The 16952-nt window shown below is 50.5% G+C and carries 15 protein-coding genes; 7 read left to right on the top strand and 8 right to left on the bottom strand.

The window, feature by feature from the left end; all coding sequences use genetic code 11:
• The first annotated feature begins 299 nt into the window (after positions 1-299).
• From WC959_08380 to WC959_08390, 3 genes are all read left to right on the top strand, one after another.
• Entirely contained in the window at positions 300-755 is a 456-nt protein-coding gene (locus tag WC959_08380; GenBank protein ID MFA5689148.1) for a ferritin family protein, read from the top strand.
• A gap of 140 nt (positions 756-895) precedes the next feature.
• Complete coding sequence (locus tag WC959_08385) at positions 896-1714, top strand: MATE family efflux transporter (protein ID MFA5689149.1); 819 nt, start codon at positions 896-898, stop codon at positions 1712-1714.
• A gap of 161 nt (positions 1715-1875) precedes the next feature.
• Positions 1876-3291, top strand: a complete 1416-nt coding sequence (locus WC959_08390; GenBank protein MFA5689150.1) for a sialate O-acetylesterase — start codon at positions 1876-1878, stop codon at positions 3289-3291.
• Between the two features lie 64 nt (positions 3292-3355).
• On the opposite strand, the gene lptE is transcribed toward WC959_08390, so the two are convergent.
• On the bottom strand, positions 3356-3856 hold the full coding sequence (lptE, locus tag WC959_08395; GenBank protein MFA5689151.1) for an LPS assembly lipoprotein LptE: 501 nt from the start codon (positions 3854-3856) through the stop codon (positions 3356-3358).
• 122 nt (positions 3857-3978) lie between these two features.
• On the opposite strand from lptE, the gene WC959_08400 reads away from it, so the two are divergent.
• Positions 3979-5559: a 3-phosphoglycerate dehydrogenase family protein gene (locus WC959_08400; GenBank protein ID MFA5689152.1), complete on the top strand. Its 1581-nt coding sequence runs from the start codon at positions 3979-3981 to the stop codon at positions 5557-5559.
• Positions 5560-5629: 70 nt separating this feature from the next.
• Here the strand turns inward: WC959_08400 and rpsN are convergent, their stop codons facing one another.
• Both rpsN and WC959_08410 read right to left on the bottom strand, forming a co-directional pair.
• Positions 5630-5935, bottom strand: coding sequence for a 30S ribosomal protein S14 (gene rpsN / locus WC959_08405; GenBank protein MFA5689153.1), 306 nt, complete (start codon positions 5933-5935; stop codon positions 5630-5632).
• The gene (locus tag WC959_08410; GenBank protein ID MFA5689154.1) at positions 5928-6080 is read right to left on the bottom strand and encodes a hypothetical protein; all 153 of its coding nucleotides are present in this window, start codon (positions 6078-6080) and stop codon (positions 5928-5930) included. Before WC959_08410 ends, rpsN begins: the two co-directional genes overlap by 8 nt.
• Positions 6081-6294: 214 nt before the next feature.
• Here WC959_08410 and WC959_08415 point away from each other — a divergent pair, with 214 nt between their 5' ends.
• Positions 6295-6558, top strand: coding sequence for a hypothetical protein (locus WC959_08415; protein MFA5689155.1), 264 nt, complete (start codon positions 6295-6297; stop codon positions 6556-6558).
• On the top strand, positions 6551-6946 hold the full coding sequence (locus WC959_08420; protein ID MFA5689156.1) for a substrate-binding domain-containing protein: 396 nt from the start codon (positions 6551-6553) through the stop codon (positions 6944-6946). The genes WC959_08415 and WC959_08420 overlap by 8 nt, the downstream gene beginning before the upstream one ends.
• 145 nt (positions 6947-7091) lie before the next feature.
• Here WC959_08420 and WC959_08425 read toward each other — a convergent pair whose 3' ends face one another.
• The 5 genes from WC959_08425 to WC959_08445 form a co-directional block, all read right to left on the bottom strand.
• Positions 7092-7781 carry a hypothetical protein gene (locus tag WC959_08425; protein MFA5689157.1) on the bottom strand — a complete coding sequence of 230 codons (690 nt, stop codon included), beginning with the start codon at positions 7779-7781 and terminating at the stop codon, positions 7092-7094.
• The gene (locus WC959_08430; protein ID MFA5689158.1) at positions 7778-8143 is read right to left on the bottom strand and encodes a hypothetical protein; all 366 of its coding nucleotides are present in this window, start codon (positions 8141-8143) and stop codon (positions 7778-7780) included. Before WC959_08430 ends, WC959_08425 begins: the two co-directional genes overlap by 4 nt.
• A 119-nt stretch (positions 8144-8262) precedes the next feature.
• Positions 8263-8511 carry a hypothetical protein gene (locus WC959_08435; GenBank protein ID MFA5689159.1) on the bottom strand — a complete coding sequence of 83 codons (249 nt, stop codon included), beginning with the start codon at positions 8509-8511 and terminating at the stop codon, positions 8263-8265.
• A gap of 162 nt (positions 8512-8673) precedes the next feature.
• Positions 8674-10290 (bottom strand): hypothetical protein, encoded by a 1617-nt coding sequence (locus tag WC959_08440; GenBank protein ID MFA5689160.1) that lies wholly within the window; start codon positions 10288-10290, stop codon positions 8674-8676.
• Positions 10291-10349: 59 nt separating this feature from the next.
• The gene (locus tag WC959_08445; GenBank protein ID MFA5689161.1) at positions 10350-15410 is read right to left on the bottom strand and encodes a hypothetical protein; all 5061 of its coding nucleotides are present in this window, start codon (positions 15408-15410) and stop codon (positions 10350-10352) included.
• A gap of 196 nt (positions 15411-15606) precedes the next feature.
• On the opposite strand from WC959_08445, the gene WC959_08450 reads away from it, so the two are divergent.
• Positions 15607-16911: a PEP-CTERM sorting domain-containing protein gene (locus WC959_08450; protein ID MFA5689162.1), complete on the top strand. Its 1305-nt coding sequence runs from the start codon at positions 15607-15609 to the stop codon at positions 16909-16911.
• The last annotated feature ends 41 nt before the right edge of the window (positions 16912-16952 follow it).

Here is a 16952-nt window from a genome sequence, read left to right on the forward strand (position 1 = left end):
GGAGAGGATGATGGTCGTGCCGGATCGATGTCGCTAAGGACTCGGAAACACCACCGTCTCCTTGCGAAATTAAAAACGCCGGCGACAACACCCGAGCAGATCAGGGTGAACACCTACTCCAATCCCCTTGACAGCAGGCGCAGTGAATTGCATGTGCTTAACAGGATCATCGCTCACAGTGTAACGGATTCTTGACTTGAGTCATGGTTGCAATAACACTGCATTCTTTAGTTTTAGGATTTCTTTCATGCCCGGGTTTTGTATGTTGCGGACTTTTTTATTAAGGACAGGAGAAAACGATGAAGTTTTTTGACTCTATTGACAGCGCGCTTGACTTCGCCATTGAACTTGAAGAAGAGGCATTCGCGATGTACCACAGCCTGGCGCGTATGACGGCCGACAAAAATATGCGCGCAACATTCATCGCCCTCGCCGAAGAGGAGGCCGGACACAAACGCCGGCTCGAAGCCGTCAAAGAGGGTGAAATCCAGCTTTTAAAAAACTCAGCCGTACCGGATCTGCACATCAGCGCCTATCTTGTCGACATACAGCCGACGGCGGAAATGACGTTGCAGGATTCTCTCGTCTACGCCATTAAGCGCGAAGAGTCGGCACACAAACTTTACATCGACTTCGCCGGCGCTGTGGCCGCACCCGCACTGCAGGAAATGTTCCTCGCTCTCGCCGCCGAAGAAGCCAGACATAAGCTCCGCTTCGAAACCATTTATGAAGCCGGCTTCATGCCGGAAAATTAAGCGCTGTGCAAAACACAGAAATTATAAATTCCTGTACCATGTTCAACGGAATATGATGCGTTGTTAATGTGAATTGCGACCCGCCGGGGTCTGTTGGAATATCATTAGGCCTTTGAAGATATTCCTGAGGAAACAGACTCATGGATCGTAATGCTGTTCTGCGCGGAAATATTTTTCAGGTTTCCGGACGTTATATTCTCAGCGGCATAACCGGAATGCTTGGATTCTCCCTTTATGTGCTTGCCGATTCGTTTTTCATAGCAAACGGCATTGGCGCAACCGCATTTGCGGCGTTGAATTTATGCCTGCCGGTTTACGCACTGATCATCGCCTGCGGGCTGCTCGCCGGAATCGGCGGCGCTACGCTGTTTTCACTATCTAAAGGACGCAGCGAACCGGTGATGGCAGCACTCACGGCTGGAATCATTTTTGCACTCATCTTTACCGGCGCCGGAATTTTCTCAAAACACATTGCCGTACGGCTCGGCGCAAATGCAGAAACAGTAAACGACGCCGGGAATTATCTGCGCATGATTTTTTTCATGTCCGCCGGATTTATTTTTAATCAGATTTTTCTGCCATTCACACGCAATACCGGCGCACCGGGTCTGGCGATGACGGCCATGCTCGTCTCAGCCGTCAGTAACATCGTTCTTGATTATATTTTCATCTATCCGCTTGGATGGGGCATGTCCGGCGCGGCGTTTGCCACCGGCATCGCTGCCCTGCTCGCGGCGCGCGGCAGAACACAGCAGGCCATGATGATTTCATTGTTACGCGGCGGGGTTTTGTTAATTCCATTGCTGATGCTTCTCGCCGGCGTTTTTCAACTCAACGGTATCTGGAGCAGCGTACCGGTAACAGAAATTTCCATACTGTTCATTTATACAATTGCAGCTCACAATAACGCCGCCAAACGAATGGTTACCCTTTCGGGAAACCGACAGAACGAGAAATGACAAACTGAATGTGACAACGTTAGGCATGATCGCTCCCGTTGAAAATTCCAGTATTATAAACTTTCTTCACCAGCGAGCCGGACGGCAGAAAAGTCTGCTCGCTATCACTAGAGAGTTCATTATATATTAAGCCGAATTTATCAGGGAAAGGATTACTACTGATGCTAAAAAAACTGTTTCCTGCCATTGCTGTCCTGCTGGTTTCGTTCACTGCGTTTTCCGTGCCGCTGGAGCTGCCGTCAATCTTTTCTGACAACATGGTTTTACAGCGTGACATGAATGTGCCGGTCTGGGGTAACGCCGATCCCGGTGCGACAGTCACCGTTGAGTTCGCCGGGCAGAAAAAAATGACAGTGGCAAATGCGGGCGGTAAGTGGCAAGTGACATTAGATCCGATGGAGGCATGCGCCGAACCGCAAACCATGATTATTAAATCGTCAATCGACAACCAGCAATCGTCATTCACCAACGTTCTTGTCGGTGAAGTGTGGCTCTGCTCCGGACAGTCAAATATGCAATTGTTCCTGCGCGACACAAAAGACAGCGATACGGAAATTGCCAAAGCAGATCTTCCTTTAATCCGTTTATATCAAACACCACTTAAATTTTCGACAATACCGGAGGAACGGATTGATACAACATGGATGGCCTGCACTCCGGAAACGGTGAGAAAATTTTCCGGCGTGGCGTATTATTTTGGAAAAAAATTGCAACAAGATTTAAATGTGCCGATGGGACTCTGGCAAAGCGCGTGGGGCGGAACACGAATTGAGCCATGGACACCGTTGAATGGATTTAAAAGTGTTGAATCACTGGAAGACATTTACAAACTGGCACAGACCGTACCGAAGCTTTCCGGGAATTTTCGTAAAGACCGGCAGCATCCAACGTGGATTTATAACGCAATGATTCACGCCAACGTACCGTTCGCGATTCGTGGCGTAATTTGGTATCAGGGCGAAGCTAATCATGCTGAAGGCATGCTGTATCTTAAAAAAACGCGCGCGCTACTGAATGGCTGGCGTGATTTATGGGGCTATGATTTCCCTTATTATTTTGTCCAGCTTGCTCCATATCAATATGGTGAGGACGATCCCTTGATGCTGCCGGAATTTTGGGAGGCACAGGCAGAAATTGTCAAACAAATCCCGCATACCGGTATGGCGGTTATTACAGATACCGTCAGCGACTTAAACGATATTCATCCGCCAAACAAACAAATTCCAGGTGAACGTCTCGCCCTGCTCGCTGAAGCCAACACCTACGGTATGAATGTCATTTGCACCGGCCCGACGTTTGAAAAAATGGAAATTACCGGCGATACAATTAAGGTGACATTCAGTTCCGCCGACGGATTAACAACGCGCGATGGCAAAGCGCCGGACTGGTTTGAAATTTCCAGCGACGATGGAATTTTCAAACCGGCGGACGCGAAAATTTCCGGCAACTGCGTAATCCTTTCTTCACCGGAAATAAAAAATCCGGCGGCTATGCGTTTTGCGTGGCATAAAGAAGCGATGCCGAATTTAATTAATGGTGCCGGACTTCCGGCCCCGGCGTTCCGTTCCAATAATTAGAGCAGACTTTTTTTAGCCAAAAAAATCACAAATTAATTTTTGTGTTTTTTGTGGCAACGCAAAACTACCACGCTGTTACGGTGACGCTAACAATTTTGCGGGCGAGCTGTTCGGCGACGGCCGGCAGTGAATACAGTTTGGATGAAGTCAAATCGGCGGCATAAATAAAATCAGTTTCGCCGCGGACAACGGGGGTTTCGGCGATCACATCACCGGTTTCTGCATTGGACAGTACAGCACGCGCGGTGAGCATGACGCGATACTCGCGGGCTTTGGAACCTTTCCGCCGGTCGTAAGCTACCGGTGTCAAATCATACCGGTTCAATGTCACTGTCAGAATTGCGCCGGCGTCATCAGATGATTTCAGTTTGAGCCGTCCATCCATTTGAATTTCAGCCTGCAGCGCTTTGACCACTTCCGTTTCGATCGCCGGTTCGGCGGTTTTATTTTCAACCCGTACGGCGACCGTCTGAACAGACGCCGGCAGTGAACTTTTTACGGTATAGCCGCAACCGGACAGAATCAGCGCCGCGACAGAAGGCAAAATCAGTTTATTCAGTTTCATGCGCACACCATAAAAGAGTGCATCGATCATAGCAAGCGCGCGAAAAATAAAACCGGCACTTGATTCAATTCCGCCGGAAGTTTAACGTAATAGGCTCAATTTGACTTTCAATGGAGCCGTACATGAAAAAAGTATTAATTCCAACCAAACTGGATGCCGTCGCCAAAGAGCTGCTGGAAGCCAATGGCAATTATATCGTCGTTCAGGACGAAAAAACCGACATTAACGCACTGGCAGCAAAGCATCCGGATGCTTACGCTCTGATTGTCCGCAGCGAAAAAGTTCCGGCAGCACTGATCGATGCCCTGCCCGCACTGAAGGTGATTATCCGCGCCGGTGCCGGTTACAACACGATTGACATAAAGTATGCGCGCCAGAAAAAAATCGATGTAATGAATACGCCCGGTGCGAATGCCAATGCTGTTGCTGAAGAGGTGATCGCGCTGATGCTCGCTGATGCCCGCCACCTGATTCCGGCAGACGCGACAACCCGTGCCGGAAAATGGGAAAAGAAAACGTACATGGGCAGAGAAATCACCGGTAAAACCGTTGGAATTGTCGGACTCGGCGCCATCGGCCGCCTGGTTGCCAAACGCCTCAGCGGATTTGAAGTCACAGCGCTGGCATACGATCCGGTACTGTCCGAGGAAGCGGCCGAGCGCATTGGCGTGAAACTCGTTCCCCTAAAGGATCTTTTCCGCCTGGCCGACTATGTTTCGCTGCACATTCCCGAAAACGAAAGCACGCGCGGAATGATTAATAGAGATCTGCTCGGTCTCATGAAAAAAGAGGCCACGCTGATTAACTGCGCACGCGCCGGCGTAGTAAACGAAGACGACCTGCGCGCACTGAAAGCCGAAAAAGGGCTGCGCTTTCTGAATGATGTTTATCCGAAAGATGTTGAGGGTGACAAAACAGTAACAGATATTGCTGATATTATGGTACCGCATCTCGGTGCATCCACCAGGGAAGCAAATTTTAATGCCGCGAAGCGTGCTGCTGAACAGCTCATCGATTTCGATGAAAAAGGCATCACATCCTATATCGTTAACCGTGATATCCCGGAAGGACTTGACGAAGCCTATCCCGAACTCACCTTCACCATTACCAAACTTGCCTATGCCATGCTCGGCGGAAAAAGAACGCAGCCTAACCGCATTGAATCCACATTTTACGGCGACCTGGGTAAATTCAGCGACTGGCTCATCGTTCCGATTACCGCTGCGCTCAGCAAAGAATTTGACCGCTCGATGGATAAAAAAGCCGCCGGCGAATATCTGAAAGAAATGGGTATCGAATACGTTGTGCGCGATGCTGATGAACGCAAAGGGTACGGCAACTCAATCACCATCGACTTAATGGCGAATACCGATAAAGACAACCTGCGCCGTATCAGTGTGCGCGGTACTGTCGCCGAAGGCGTTCTGATGATTTCACGCGCCGGCAGATTCGATAAACTCTATTTTGAGCCGTCCGGGAATATCGCCCTTTTCACCTACAACGACCGCACCGGAGTTCTCGGCGAAATTGCCAGCGCGATCGCGAAAGAGGGGATTAATATCGACGATGTTCGTAATCCGCATGACGACACCGGCGAGCGCTCCATCGCCATTTTGAAAGTCAGTCAGCCGATACCGGAAGAAGTGATGGAGAATATTGCGCAAAGAATTGATGCCATCAACTACTGTGCTGTTTCCTTTTAAACGCAATAATTAAAACAAAAAACGCTTCGGTACTCCGAAGCGTTTTCAGGCTGAACCCATTGCCGCTATTTTACCAGCTGGCCTTAATGACTCCAGGGATTAGCCCCTGCGATGCCATTTCGCGCAGACTGATGCGGGAAAGACCGAATTTGCGATAAACGGCACGCGTCCGGCCGGTTACACGGCAGCGGTTCATGATGCGGTTCGGATTGGCATCGCGCGGAATTTTACGAAGTTTATCGAACGCGGCCATGCGGTCTTCAAATGAAGTATTTGGATTACGGATGATTTTTTTTAACTCCATGCGCTTGGCAAAATATTTATTTGCCATTACTTTGCGCATTTCGTTTTTTACGATTTTACTCGTCTTAGCCATAAATTTTTTCCTCAACTGGTTCAGCAAAACGAGTATGAAACAGGAAACTCTGCTGAAGTGCAATTGCTTTTTGCATAAAACAGCGGATTTTATAATTTGGGGTAGATTGTAAAAGTAAGTGTCCGGATGGAGATTTTTGATTCATGCTGCCATTTCCTGATTGAACCGTTCTTCCGCTGTTTCAAAATACAATATCTTACGCGGATAGGTGTTAATTCATGTTTCGATTTCGTGAAGCATTTTTCTGCTGATTCGCCCTAACTTTTTCCCTTTCGGAATAAACCGGCGTACAAGCCGATTCGCATTTTCATTACTTCCGCGTCCCCACGCACTGTACATTTGATAATGATAAAATCGGTGTGTTCACCGCCAGACATCTGATCGCCTGCGGCGCAAAAACGTTCGGCATGATGTTATCCGAACAGGAGTTCGCCAAATATCGGCGGCAGGGATTTGCCGATGAGCTGCATCGTCAGGGATTTACTTTGCTGGAAGAAAATTTTTTCTTTCGAAAAGATATCCCCGGAAAAAAATTCCAGCAGACCATCCTCTCCTGGCCATGCTGCGTCGGGGTGTTTTCAGATTCCGATGCTGGCGGAACACAGTTTATATCAAATGGCTGAAAAACTGGAGCGTCATGTTCCGAATGAAATTGCAGTGCTCGGCTGTAATAATATGGTCAATATATGCATCGACTGTGCTCCGCTGCTCAGCAGCATTGAACTGCCGGAAGTGGAAGGCGGCATCGCCGCTGGTGAGCTTCTTGACCGGTTGATGCGGGGGGGGGGGACAGTGCCGCAAAAAACCGTTATAAAACCGGAACAGATTGCCATACGCGAATCAAGCGATGTTCAGATGCTTGAAGATCCGCAGGTTACCGCCGCAGTACAAATTTTAAAAACACCGAAAGGGATCCGACTGAATGCCGAAGAACTGGCTCAGCGTCTGATGATAAACGCGCCGAACGCTCGATTGCCGGTTCTACCGCACGCTGGGGCATTCTGTCGCTAATTACATTCGTGATTTGCGATTGGAGCTGATAAAAAAAGAACTTGCCGCCGAAAATCAGATTGTCGCTGAAATTGCGCTTGATGTCGGTTGTCAATCTGCCACGTATCTAAGCAGAGTCCTGCAAAAATCAACCGGCATGCGCCCTTCAGATTTCCAGAAAAGCAGATAAAAAACACGTATGGAGCGTAATGTTCAGATTTTCAACCTTACTGTAAATAATCCGGCGGCAGTGCGGGCATTCAATTTCTCTGTATTCCCGCCCCCCGTCAACAGTAATCATATGTCCGCGGCGCGACCAGCAATGCGCCGGATGCTCGGATGCTGTAATCATGATAACACCGCCCAGCCCGGGCAGCTGCCGCACCAGCTCTTCCGCCGAATTATATAAATATTTTTTAACCGGCTCTTGAGATATGCACATAGAGTAAACCGTGTATACCTCACCGAAGTTACACCCTTGCATAAGCTCACGCTGTCCTGAGATTTGCGGATGATTCCGGAAAACGTCATGCCCTTCCGGCAGCGTCAGCAGCGGTTGCAGATATAAAAATACAGACAGCCCGTATTGTGCCGCCCGGTTAATTAATTCATTCAGTCGCCGCTGGTGCTCAGCCGCATCTATGCCCAGCTCCGGATTATCCGGGGTTTGAACAATGTGATGAAGCAGCGCATGAACCCAAATGGCGTTAAACCCGGAATCTGCAATGCTCTTAAGTTCGGCATCGGTATACGCCTCAAGCGCATTCCAGGTTTCTTCCCGGGATGGATCATACTGCTCGCTGAACATTCCGAATGTACTTTCCGGTGAACGCCAGATTTTTAATAATCCATTCACATTTTTTCCAGCTCGATCAGCTCATGGTTCATCGACGGAAAATGCGTATAGTTCCGCATATCCGCAATCCGCGCCGGTTTCGCCCACGGAACGCCGGCATCAGAAAACAACAGGCCTTCATTCGCCATCTGCCGGACATGTGCACCGATATTTTTAATACATTGGAATTTTTTTTGATTCTTCTGTTCAACCGTTACAAACTCTGCATCTACTATTGCCGGAATTCCGGCCAGCGACGGATGATTTAAAACACCGGAAAGTTCTTCGCCGGCATACACCGGCGCCGCGCCGGAAAAATTCTTCAACTCGTCGGCAACCTGCGGCCAATGTCCCCATCCGCCGATAAATACAATTTTCGCCATAAAAATCCTGTCTGTTAATAATGACTGATTTTGACCGAAAACCGGCGCGGTTTTCAAAAGTATAAACCGTCCATTTCAACTTATTCTTTTTGGACACAGCACGCCGGAATCCGAATGAATTAGCGGTCGCGCAGTTTTACGAACTCGTCGAGCAGCGTCAGCGAAACGCATTCGTTGCAGACCATTAAATACCGGTCGCCGAAATTTTCCGCCATAAAATCCATCAGTTCAAATTCGGACGGATCGGGCGGCGCCGGAATTTCGCGCGCCGAAAATTCCGCCGGGGAATGTTCTTTAAACGACGCATCGTCCGGCACAAACATCACATCATGATCGACAAGATAAAATCCCAACGGCGTTTTACCCACCGAACGCAGCGGCGACGTTTTTTTTCGAGTTCATCATTTCCTTTCATTCAAACCGGGACGGTACATTTTGCATTCTTTTTTTCAGACAGCCGCGCGAAGCACATTCCTGCCTGCCCGTCTCCAAACGGAAATGAGCAGACAGGAATGTCTGCTCCACCTTTTTTAAGGCGTATACCGCATGCGCAGCTGTTCAACTTTTTTATCGGCGTTGTTGTCGTTAAAAATATGGCAGTCGTATTCTTTAGTGTAGAGCGTGGCACATGACGGATACGTTTCCGGCAGTTTTTGATACGCCGCCCACGCATCGTCGTATGCACAAATCCGCCGGCGAATATCATTTGCATCGCCGCGCGTCGAAGCGTCGGCCATATAAATCAGTGCGCGATAAATTTCATACAGATGCAGTCCATACAACGAAGACGCAATTGCAAATTCTTTCGTCGCCGCATCCGCCCACTGAATTTCTTCGGCAAGCGCGACAATCTCTTTCCAGATTTCAACCGACTCGTCTTTCTGTTTCAGATTCCGACGGATGGCTTCCGGACTTTTATTCGCTTCCGCCCACATTTCAACACCGGGCCACGCAATGCCCTGATCGCGCGTCCACCATACCTCCATATCGCCGAACGTTGAGTTACGCCCGCGCACCACAGCGGCGGCGGACAGCAGACACAGCCGCCGGAATTTCTGAATGTCAGTTGCATTCAATTTTAATTCGCCGGCGGCGTAGCGGTTGAAAATTTCCGCTTCGCTCTGCGCCGGATTCTGTCCCCACTGTGAAACCACATAGGCATTCAAATCCGTCCACAGTTCATTTGAAATATACGGACCGTCCCAGCCGCCGCCGCGGCACCACGTCCAGATTCCGGCAAACATTTCCGGCGTTTCCCCGGCGAACTCGCGCAGGCTGTTAAAATTTTCCGGCGCGGTTTTTACATGCTCTTCAAATCCTTCAATCACGCCGTTCATCACATAATTCGGATACGCGCCCTTGCCTTCATATTCGCGTGCACATTGCACTTCAATCAGCTGCGGGTGCCGGCCTTTGCCGATTATTTCACTGAACGCCGTCGCGCGGTGAAAATCGTTCTCGCAATGTTTCACCGCAAAAATAAAATCCGGATGCGGTTCAACAGCGGCGCTGATGTTTAAATAGGTTTCCAGATTCCGGTCAAAACTCAGCCACGTCCGGAAAATCAGTTTTTTATTCCGGCGCGCGCAGACTTCTTCGCGCAATAACTGAGCGAGCGGAATAATGGTTTCGGCGGCGCTCCATTTATCGTGAATCGCGCCGGAATGGAACGGCGCGTCGTGCAGATAAGTTTCGCCGATGCGCACCACCAGTCCGTCCAGCGCCGGAAACTGATCGAACGTTTCAGCGATTTGAATTTTCAACAGTTCCTGCACGCGCGGATGGCGCGGATCGCCGAATACATCCCGAATCTGTTCGCGCTCAATTAATTTTGTTGGAAGCAAAACCAGATCGCCTTGAGCATACACATCAATTCCGGCGCGCCGGCAGGCATCATGCTTTTTCAGAATCGCGGCGCGTTTTGCATCCATCCATTTTTTTTCGGCACTGCCCGTCGGAAAAAAATTAGGATCAACCGTTTCCCAGCTGATGGCCAGCAGCGGCGATTCGAACAGAAAAAACACTTCACCGTTATACCCGCGCCGTTTTAAAAATTCCGGGTCGTTGTATATGGATTCATACGGCGCTTCGCCGGGATTGTGATGCACCATATTTAAAATCAACCGTTTTTCATTTTCGTTTTTCATGCCGCAGAATCTCCGGAATCATTTCAAATTAAACAAGAATTATCACGGTGACCGCTTGACTACCACGGATGGAATCCGTACGGATCGTCGTCCATGCGATACGGGCGGATATATAGCAGTTCCTGCAACTCCACCGGCGGTTCAACGAGCGAACTGCTGCGTTGAGCTGATAGCGGTGCAGAGTCCGGTGAGCTTAACGACGGCTGCCAGACGGCATCGCCGGGATCGCTTACAGAACACCAGAAACCGAACGTTTTTACATCCGAAGAAACAAACACCTCCAGCAGGTTCCAGCCTTTTTTCAACGGCGCTTTAAAGCGGGTTTCGCCGGGGCCGGAAGCGCCGGCAGGACGCCTGATTTTACTGTTATCCAGCACTGCTTTTTCATTTACACGGAAAACCATTCCGCGATCGGCACCGGTGGCAAACACCGCATCGCGCGCGGCACCGGAATAGAGCCAGGCCCGGGCATAACCGACGCGACCGGTTTTTGCGCCGGAAATCCATTCCAGATAAATCCGTCCATTCGGACGGGCATTCAGGAGCGTCCAGCCGTTGATGCCGGAAAAATCCTGTCCGTGCAAATCCGCTTCACCTTCGCCAATGGTTACTCCGCTGCGCTGCACACCGGTGGAGCCGGATGAAATTTTATTCACTGCCTCCGGCGGTTTAATTCCGGCAAGTCCGGGAAACAGTCCGTCTTTTTCACCGATGGAGTCGGTCTGATGTTCAACGCACGCCTGCCAGTCGGTAATATTCACCAGCGGAGCCGGCGCGAACCGTTCCATAGAAAACATTCCGGCGATGAGCTGTTCGCTGCTGGCGGCACCGAGATTGGTTAAGAGCTGCCGGTAAAATTTGGTGATGTTCCACAGCGCTTTTTCGGTGTGCCAGATTTCTGGATCAAGTGCACGCCAGTCGAGCTGGCTGAAAATTATTTTTCCGGCGGTGGTTTTCTTTTCAAGCATCACCCCGTCTAACAACCGCCGTGAATTTTCCGGCAGTTCATTGCCGGCGAAGCGGTGCTGTTCAAGAAATACACGCCACGTGCAGTGCGCCGGCCCGATGCCGCGCAACAGTTCATCGCCGGCAAAACCGGCGCGTGCAAAACTGCCGGTTTCCATTGTAAACGCACCGGCAAAATCCGCCGGTGTTTGCGGCAGTACAAAAACGGTGCCGCCGGCATTGGCAAAATTTTCCGCCGCGCCGGAATTTGTTTTCCACGCACCGGTGCCGACAACCAGAATATCCGTGGACGGATTCAACTCGCCGGAAATTTTAACGGCGTTGAGTCCGAGTGTTTGAATGAAATTCCAGCCGGTGTCATCGCCGGTAAAAACAATGCGCCGGTTTTGCGGCGATGCAAACGGCTGATCGACAGCCTTAATTAAATTTGCGGCGAGCGCGGTGGCGGCGGCGTCATCATTAATGCGATCGGTGAAATCGAACTGCGAAAAAAGTATTCCGCCGGCACCGTGCCGCCATTCTAAAAGCGGACTGTATGCGAGATCAAACTCGGCATCGGCCAGCGGTGTGAAACTTCCGGTGTGCGGTGTTTCGATGATGACGGATGCAACGGCACCGGAATTGCCCCAGTGCGGCGGACGCGGATAGGAACGCGGGCGCATGCCTTCGTGCATCGACGGCAGCAGATCCGGCGTGCCGCGCCAGTTGATGAGATCGGCGGCGGAAATTTCATTAAACACCGGATGTGCGGAATCGCAAATAAATGTATAGCGCGTAACGATGTCTTCGGTGCGGAAACGGAAACCGTCAAGCGCATCGCGGTTCTGTTCGAGAATCAGCACACGCAGACCGGCGGCGATATCGGCGGCGGTGAACGGCAGCTGTGCGCCGGAAACGGCTTCGCGCCCGAGTACGAGCACCTGTGCACCGGCTTTTTTCCAGTCCGCCGGTTTTGCAAGTACCGCGGCGTTTTCGAGTCCGAGCTGCTGCAGCCAGCCGGCGGATTTTCCGGCGGGATCGTAGATTGCCCAGCTGGATTGCGGTTGTATTTTTTCCGGCAGCGGCCGGAATGACAGTTCGAGCCGGTCGTTCCACTCTTCACCGGTTTTTGCATCGCGCGCAACTAAAATCAGTTCTGCGTCCATGCGCGTTTCAACGTCCGGCGCACGAATACGCAACGGAATTTTTTTTATTTCACCGGGCGAAAGTTCCAGTTGAAATGCATCGGAACCGCCGGCGGCGCCGCCGGAATTCAGCGTCCACGAAACATCCAGCGTGCGCGGCGAAAAACCGTCCCAGACCGCGATCATTGTTTTTTCAAATGTTTCGCCGGAAAAGAACGCGTGGCTGCATTCGGTGAACTGTCCGGGTTCGCCGCCGAGATAAATGAGCAGCGGGCGCATGGTGCTGCGATAAATGGAGTACATTGGGTTTGTCCATTCCGGTATTGCATTCAATGCGGACTGCGCTTCCGGTTCGGTGATGTCGAGCCATGAACGGTTTCCCGGCAGTGTGCCGAAACCGATTTTATGCATCCACGGAACCCAGCCACCGGGCACACCGTAGGTGCGCCATGCGCGGTCGGTGCGGATGTTGAACAGTTTTTCCCACTCCCAGTGTGCGGTCATGTTGCCGAACTGTTCATATTCGGCATCCGAGTAGTTCAACCGGCCTTTGCGGTCGCGCTCGCGTTCCAGCACAGTCTGTGACAGCCGGACATAATCATCGGTTTCCATTGCGTACGCTTTATCGCCGAAATAGATGGCGTAATATTCTGTATTCAGCGGCGTATTGCGCCAGCGGTTGAGGTTGAGAAACGCCGGCTGTCCGTGTTCAATTGCGCCCCACGGCATGTTGCCGTTTTCCGCCCAGCCGGACGGAAAATCTTCGCGTTCCTGCAACGGCATGAAGTTGAGATAGTTATTCGGATAATCTATATCGCCGCCACGGCCGGAATGGTGAAATACTAACCGCGTCGGGTCTTCGGTGCGCACCAGATTTTCAACGTACGGTGCCCACGCCGGAATTTCGGAATCATCAAGTTTGCGTCCGATTTTCTCCGGATTTTCGCGCGTGATGCTCGCGGTGTTCATACTCGGTGTCCACAGAAGGATGGACGGGTGGTTTCGTAGGCGGCGCAGCCACAGCGCCAGATCGCGCTGATATTTTTTTGTTCCTTCCGGCGTCATCACTGCGTCGCGGATGTGACTCACACCCGGCACCTGAATCAGCAGCGCAAAGCCGCATTCATCTGCTTTGTCAAACACCGCCGGATCAACCCAGTGTTTACTGATTTGCGGATTATTTTCTTTATCAATCAGCGTCGGACGCAATCCCCAGGCAGCATACCAGCCGGTGCGGTTCGGCTGCCATTCAATCGCGTTATAACCAATGCTTTTCCAGAAAAGCAGGCGTGGCCATTGCGGTGAAAATTCCGGTGCGAGGCGCAGGCGCAGCGGATAGCCGTTCAGAATCAGCTGTTTTCCTTCTGTCCAGATTTCACGAAAACCGAATTTTTCCGGCAGCGTATGCACCGTTTCACCGACGTTGTTCAGCAATGAAATTTTGAGCTGATACAAATAGCCGTCGTCCACCATCCACAACCGCGGCGCTTCCCACGGGATGGAAACAGTCTGAAGTCCGGTGCCGGAAAATTCCGCCGGCACAATGACCGGCGCCGGAACGGAACCGCCCTCGCCGCCAGGATTTTCAATTTCAATTTTAAACTGCGCGTTTTTCAAATCGTTGCGCGCTTCAATATCAATTGCCATCCGCTTTTCGCGCACCGATGTTTTTACAAACGCGGCGGTGACTTCGCCGGCGGATGGACGCGAAACGAGCCGTACAAAACCGGACAGCCCACCGGGAATCAGTTTACGCTGCGCCTCTTCGCCGCCGGCACTTTTGGCGCGTTCACTCAATACGGCATCGCGCAGAATATCATCTTTACGCATTTTCGGAATATCCTGCCACCAGCGCGTAACCCACAGCCGCAGCGTCGCTTCTTTGCCGGGCGTTACGAGTGATGTGATGTTTACGCGTGCTTCAGGCCCTTCAATAAAGACAGGCTCTTTTTTGTCGATAAAAAGAACGGCATCGCATTCGATGCCGTCAAACTCCAGCAGGATGCGCTGTCCGTCCCACTCGGGCGGAATATAAATCCGGCGTTCAAACCAGCTGCTGTCAGTATTCGACAGCAGGTCTTTATCTTTGCGGTAGAGCGACGAGGCCGGCAGCGATGTATATGCCTTCGTCCATGAAAAAGGAATGTTCACCGCTTCCCAGCCGGATTTTTCCGGCGGCGTTTTAATGGCTGTTCCCGGCTGAAACAGCCATTCATTAATACGGGAATCGGCGGAAGCTGCCGGAGAAAAAACCGGCAGTTCACGAAGAATATCTTCACCGGCGGGTTTCGATGTGATCATTAATAACGGCCCGGCGGCCAGTTCGGGATCTTTTTCCACCGCTACATCCGTTACAGTTGTTCCGACATAAAAGCTGTCGAGTTTCAGCATCGACAACGCCCAGCCGTCAATCGCAATCCGGTCAATAATTTTTGAATTACGATAAGCGCGGTAGTTCACAATATCCGGCGTTCCCGGATTCTCCAGGTCGGCGGGATTATACCACAGCTCCAGTTTCAACTCGCCGCGATCATCCGAAATCCGGCCGTAAATGTGCAGAAAATGTGAACCGTCCAGTTTGCTGAAGTCCTGTGCATCAACAATCTTCTCATTTATATTTGACCGGAATTGTGTGATGTTTCCGGTCTGATTCCGGATTTGTGCCACGGCATAGGTATGAAGATTTCCTTGATAAGACGATGACGTCATTCCGGCGCGAAAACCGCCGTCGGAAAAACAGACAGAAAAGCGGAACCACAGTTCCGGCACAGTCTTGCCCGCTTTTGTTCCGGATGAGACTGCATAACTTTGCGACAGAGAATAGAGAAAACTCATCTTCTTGCCGGTGGCGCGGAGCATGCCGCCGGAAACAACGCCGCGGCCGGTTTCTCCGCCGTCGTCAACCCAGCCGGAAATCTGCTCCAGTTTCGTTCCGTCCGGGTAATTAAAATTCTCTTTTACAATAATTTCACTGAAACTTGCGCTGACACAGCAGCACAAAGCAATCAACACTGGAATTTTTTTTGCCATAAGAAATACTCCTCTTTCTTTGCATCAATCAGTATTGCATCAAAACGAATTGACTATATGACTGCCAGCGATAATGACCAGAGGCATTTTGCTGAAACGGTTCAGCAAGAAAATACTCCTCACCAGAAAATATCGGTCTACTATTGCGGCAGTTATGTGGGTTGTTTTCCAAGACTAAAACGAAGGAGGAAGAATAATGAGTAATAAAAAAAACATAAAGTCATGGATAGTAGCAGTACCAGTTATTTTCATCGCGGTGACCGTGTCCGCGCAGGATATTGGTGATTATCGATGGAATAAAAGCGATGGCAATGCCGGAAATCACAATAATATAACTTTCTGGCGGGTTTACGACGGAACTGATTGGCAGACGACATCCGTTGAACCGGGAAACAGCGCAACGATCGTTACTCCTGTTAGCGGGGCAGGAAATTTGCGTGTAAATGCCACAGACTGGACAGTAGGCAGCATTAATTTGAACCTGGCAGAAAACTGGACGTTTTCAGGATATATGACAGGTGCATCCTTATCCGTTACAGGGGATGTCGCAAAAGCCGGGAACAGTACCTGGTCTTTTATTAATGGCGGCGGCAGCAACACAATAAGTTTTTCTGTCGGCGGAGATTTAAATGTCAGCGGTGGTTCCATGATTCTCGGCGGCGGAACATCAAGAATTCAAGCGTTTAATGCCACCGGGTCCACAACAATAAACGGATCACTATATATTGCGGCCAATGCTGCAGCATTGAAAACAGTAAATTTAAACAGCGGCGGAGTGCTGACAGTTATGGAGGCAAACAGTGGCTCCGGAGGTGTGACGCTAAGCGGACTGAACTCGGTATCCGGAAATGGAATTGTTGCCGCCCGGGCGATTGCGAATGCAAATAGTGTTAATAATGCTCCGAATGGAACGCTGACGATTAACGGCACTTCCGGAACATTTTCGTATGGCGGAGCCATACAAGATAAAACCGGTTTAGCAGATGACCGAAGCACGCTGAGCATCGTAAAATCCGGCGATTCTACTCAGATTTTTAACGGCACCGGCAGCTATTCGGGTACCACCGCAATTAACGGAGGTGCTCTGATTATTAACGGCGATTTCAGTGCCGTAACAAATACATTCACAGTTGCCGCAGCAGCCATACTCGGCGACACAGGAGAAATCGGTGCGGAAGTTGATTTTGCCGCCGGAGCAATGCTGATGTTCGACTCCATGCTCACTGTCGCCAAAGCAACATTCGCCGATTTTGATATTCATGATATTGGTGGCCTCGACAGCAGCACCGCGTTAAATACATACGCGCTGATTTCCGGTGACATTGCCGGAACGATTGCAGACGGAGTTGCAAATGCAATTGGTCTCGGCGGCGGGAAAAGCGCTTATCTTGAATTAACCGGTACCGGATTGAATCTGGTTGTTGTTCCTGAGCCTTCAATCATGGGTATCTTTCTAGTCAGTGGAACCGTACTTTTTGCGATTAGAAAAAGAAAAATTTAATATTCATAGCGTTTCGATCCTGAAAGCGTGCTGCTCAAAAA

This window comes from Kiritimatiellales bacterium, assembly GCA_041656295.1.
Lineage (GTDB): Bacteria > Verrucomicrobiota > Kiritimatiellia > Kiritimatiellales > Tichowtungiaceae > Tichowtungia.

What these genes read in the sequence shown, in the direction of transcription:
- WC959_08380 (MFA5689148.1), top strand. Translation starts at nt 300, where the DNA reads ATGAAGTTTTTTGACTCTATTGACAGCGCGCTTGACTTCGCCATTGAA.
- WC959_08385 (MFA5689149.1), top strand. Translation starts at nt 896, where the DNA reads ATGGATCGTAATGCTGTTCTGCGCGGAAATATTTTTCAGGTTTCCGGA.
- WC959_08390 (MFA5689150.1), top strand. Translation starts at nt 1,876, where the DNA reads ATGCTAAAAAAACTGTTTCCTGCCATTGCTGTCCTGCTGGTTTCGTTC.
- lptE (MFA5689151.1), bottom strand. Translation starts at nt 3,856, where the DNA reads ATGAAACTGAATAAACTGATTTTGCCTTCTGTCGCGGCGCTGATTCTG.
- WC959_08400 (MFA5689152.1), top strand. Translation starts at nt 3,979, where the DNA reads ATGAAAAAAGTATTAATTCCAACCAAACTGGATGCCGTCGCCAAAGAG.
- rpsN (MFA5689153.1), bottom strand. Translation starts at nt 5,935, where the DNA reads ATGGCTAAGACGAGTAAAATCGTAAAAAACGAAATGCGCAAAGTAATG.
- WC959_08410 (MFA5689154.1), bottom strand. Translation starts at nt 6,080, where the DNA reads ATGAATCAAAAATCTCCATCCGGACACTTACTTTTACAATCTACCCCA.
- WC959_08420 (MFA5689156.1), top strand. Translation starts at nt 6,551, where the DNA reads ATGGCTGAAAAACTGGAGCGTCATGTTCCGAATGAAATTGCAGTGCTC.
- WC959_08430 (MFA5689158.1), bottom strand. Translation starts at nt 8,143, where the DNA reads ATGGCGAAAATTGTATTTATCGGCGGATGGGGACATTGGCCGCAGGTT.
- WC959_08440 (MFA5689160.1), bottom strand. Translation starts at nt 10,290, where the DNA reads ATGAAAAACGAAAATGAAAAACGGTTGATTTTAAATATGGTGCATCAC.
- WC959_08445 (MFA5689161.1), bottom strand. Translation starts at nt 15,410, where the DNA reads ATGGCAAAAAAAATTCCAGTGTTGATTGCTTTGTGCTGCTGTGTCAGC.
- WC959_08450 (MFA5689162.1), top strand. Translation starts at nt 15,607, where the DNA reads ATGAGTAATAAAAAAAACATAAAGTCATGGATAGTAGCAGTACCAGTT.